4 protein-coding genes are annotated in these 3,381 nt (G+C 34.5%); 1 reads left to right on the top strand and 3 read right to left on the bottom strand.

Going from position 1 to position 3,381, the window contains the following annotated elements:
• Nucleotides 1-499, bottom strand: a 499-nt coding sequence (locus ES765_RS21320) for a ferritin (protein WP_138116527.1), incomplete at its 3' end; no start/stop codon positions are given.
• Nucleotides 500-581: 82 nt separating this feature from the next.
• Nucleotides 582-716 carry a hypothetical protein gene (locus ES765_RS22650; RefSeq protein ID WP_262710706.1) on the bottom strand — a complete coding sequence of 45 codons (135 nt, stop codon included), beginning with the start codon at nucleotides 714-716 and terminating at the stop codon, nucleotides 582-584.
• Between the two features lie 482 nt (nucleotides 717-1,198).
• Here ES765_RS22650 and ES765_RS21315 point away from each other — a divergent pair, with 482 nt between their 5' ends.
• Entirely contained in the window at nucleotides 1,199-1,669 is a 471-nt protein-coding gene (locus tag ES765_RS21315) for a recombinase XerD (RefSeq protein WP_249356651.1), read from the top strand.
• A 285-nt stretch (nucleotides 1,670-1,954) separates the two neighbouring features.
• Here the strand turns inward: ES765_RS21315 and ES765_RS21310 are convergent, their stop codons facing one another.
• Nucleotides 1,955-3,196: an SIR2 family protein gene (locus ES765_RS21310; RefSeq protein WP_138116523.1), complete on the bottom strand. Its 1,242-nt coding sequence runs from the start codon at nucleotides 3,194-3,196 to the stop codon at nucleotides 1,955-1,957.
• Nucleotides 3,197-3,381: the final 185 nt, after the last annotated feature.

Below are 3,381 nucleotides of genomic sequence, written 5' to 3'. Positions count from 1 at the left end.
TTTCTAAATCTTTATCGAATAAATACAGTGTATCTATTGTGGCTTTTTCACCGCCTGCAATTTTAATTTTATCTAATAAACTGATAGCAAGATTTTCTTCTTCTGTCTGTTCCTTCACAAACCATTGCAAGAAATTCCATGTAGCCCAATCTTCTTCAGTATGGGACAACTTTACTAAGTTATAAATGGCTTTAGTATTACTTACTTCATGCTCAAACACTTTTTCAAAACAATTGTTTACACTTGCAGGGTCGGCTGTGGGAGCAGGGATGGCAGTCACTTTCACTTTTGCGCCTCTTTTTAAAATGTATTCAAACAACTTCATCATATGGTCACGCTCTTCCGCTGCATGCCGGAAAAGAAAATTTGCAATACCACTATATCCATCGTTGTCAGCCCATGAGGCATATGATAAATAGATTTGCGAAGCATGCGCTTCTTTTGTCATTTGCTCATTTAATGCGGCTGCGAGCTTATCTGAAAGTCTGTTAGTTTTCATCTGATATAATTTTAATCGGGTGATTTTTTAAAATATAGTAGCGAATCATTATAACTGTGCTGTTCAATTATTCTTTTTGAAGCTATTTTTTACTTTGGTTTTCATCTATATTTTTTTTGTCAATATCAAATGTCTTATTCTTGGTATCGGTACCCCCAGACGGATTCGTAGGATTTGATTGTTTTACTTTCCTCTTAAATTTTCTGTTATCGCTCATTATTTCTATTTTACTGATTTACAACTAAATATAATGTACGGTACAGGAAACGAACGCTCCGTTAACACAGGTTAAACCTATGTTAAATGAATTTCAAGAAGCAGAGCCTGAAACCTTTAGTAGAAGTTCTTTCCTTCTCATTTTTATAGTAGTCTAGAAATCCATATCTTATTTAAAATGAAATATTAATTCATTTTTTAAAGCTTGACCTGACATAGGTCAGGTTGAATTAAACCTAAAGGTAGCTTCAAGAAAATACCCTTCACTACCTTTAAGTATTGTTCAATCCTTAAAATTTAAATTATGAAAAAAAAGTAGTACCCTGATCGAACGTGCCTGTAAAAAGGTTCCCGAGTTCGCTATTAACTATCGAAAGCTGGAGCGTTCGGTGGAGGTTGGCCGGTAAGAGCCAAAGTACCCTTACCAATTATGCGCGCTGTCTTTCACATATGGTTTTGCATTTTGGCTGTAGTCCTTTGGAATTGGATAAAGAGCAAGTGCTGGACTATTTACATTTCCAAAAAAGGCAGCACAAAACTCCCTCAAATAGTTTCTTCAAGCATACCGTTTATGGCCTTCGGTATTTGTACCGCATCTATGATCTGCCCGAGCACCGTGTAACACTGCCCTCCATAGAACAGCCAAAGAAACTCCCGGTAGTACTGAGCAGGCAAGAAGTAAAGCTACTATTAAAAACACCCAAGCTACAGAAGCACCGTTTGCTATTGGCGCTGCTTTACGGCTGCGGTCTTCGCAACGCAGAGCTGCGCAATCTACACATTAAGCACCTGACACATATTGAAACGGTCGTAATTCAAGAGAAATCACTGCACCGCATTTGTCCGAACTGTAAAAAGGGGACATTAATCACACTTCTGACCTTTGACAGCCGTGGTCCGCCAAAGAACTACAAGCGAATCATAAAACGTAAACTATGGAAATTCAGTAGTTAAAAAACGGCTCACAAAAGAGCCTTGGCATACCAGTGCCCAAAACGAAGTAAAAGTGCCAAAAAGAAGGTGCAGGTCCACATAAAAGATGGGAATCGGTACTAAACTTCTTTTAAACTATGGTCTTCCACAAAAAAACAGAACATAACATGGCACAATAAAGGCTTTCTTCCCTGCCAAGGTCTAGGCAAACTTCCCGTATTCCCCCTTATCCTCAATCCCGAATCAGTCAACAAGGCATATAGCGCTAGCCTATCGGCACGCCATATGCTTAGTTATTGGGCATAGTTACTTTAATTCCTTTTTTATTAATTCTGCATTATCACAAGCTTCCATTAATCCATTATACCAAATACTTATTGGTAATTCCTTATTTGGAGAAAATTCAAACGACTTATTATCTTTATAGTATTTTACTTTTGGTGGAATTCCATCAATTCCATTACCCAAAATAGCATTGCACCTCAAAGTTTCTGTTAATCCATTAGCCCAATTATCTCCCCTATAAAAATGTCCATCAGTCTCGTCACTTGCCCAATCAATTACAACTGCTTTTCTTATTTTATTATCATCATATCTATGAATAGGAAAAGAACTATTTAAATGTTTGTCTCCAAATCCATAGCCAATGAATAAATATGAATCTGCTTCATTAGCAAGTTGGTCTAATTTACTAAAATATTGTTTGAATGGAGTTTTTAAAAGTTGACTTGGTTTATCTAAACCAGTAATTATATTAGAATTTAAATGAAGAATTCCACTACTTGAATTATTAGTTCTTCGTTGACCAGCTCCAGGGCTAAATTTTTTATTTAATTCATCTTGCCAGAAAATATGATGATGGTCAATTTCATTTAGACTACGAGTGTCAAAATGAACTGAACCGTGTAAATGATAACAAAAATTCCATTTATTATTATAAAATTCGGAAGTGTCAAATTTTCCAGTTTCTTTATTAAACCCTGTAGATAAATCTGGAAGAGTTGATAATATCACATTATCATAATTCAGGTTGATAAAACCTAACTCATAATCTTCCTTTAAAGTTTCAAATAAGTGTTTGAGTTTTGATATTTCTTGCGATTTATTTTCTTTTAGTTTTGAGCATTTGTCTCGAAAATATCTTATTAAGTCGTCAATTAAATATCCAATTAAGTATTGGAAATCCATTCCGTCTGCAATTTTCCTATTACGATGAGATAAAATTTCTGGAAATGATTTAAAATCAATAAAAGCGTTAATTGGATGGTTTTCTCCCCAATTGTGGTCTTCTGAAATAGAAGCAATATTTTGAATTGTAAAAAGAGTTTGTTCAAAATTCGGTTTTTGAGAAATATTATTTTCAGATTTTTCTTCAAGTCTTTTTATAACTTTATCTTTTACCCAAGTATAGAGGTTTTCTCTTTCGTTATTGGCTAATGGTAAGTGTCGACTTGCCCAATTGTTAAATAATTTGTCTATTTCATTTACAGTTGGCATTCCAAAATCAATTGATGCTCCTGCACCTAAAATTATTAAGAGTTTCTTCATTTTTAATTATGCCCAACGTTTAGTAGTCGAGTAGACCAGGGGATTTTCACCCCAAGCCTCTCACAGTATTCTATGACTAAAACAAATTATATTTCACATTTTTTCAAATTAATTTTATGCTGCAAATTTCATTAAATCTACATAGGGAGATTTCCTTTTAATGACAGCAAATATCCTAGCCAATA

Origin of the sequence: Maribacter sp. ACAM166, assembly GCF_005771495.1 — a bacterium.
Lineage (GTDB): Bacteria > Bacteroidota > Bacteroidia > Flavobacteriales > Flavobacteriaceae > Maribacter.
The sequence above is the reverse complement of the archived record's forward strand: the minus strand, read 5'-3'. Positions and strand labels throughout refer to the sequence as shown.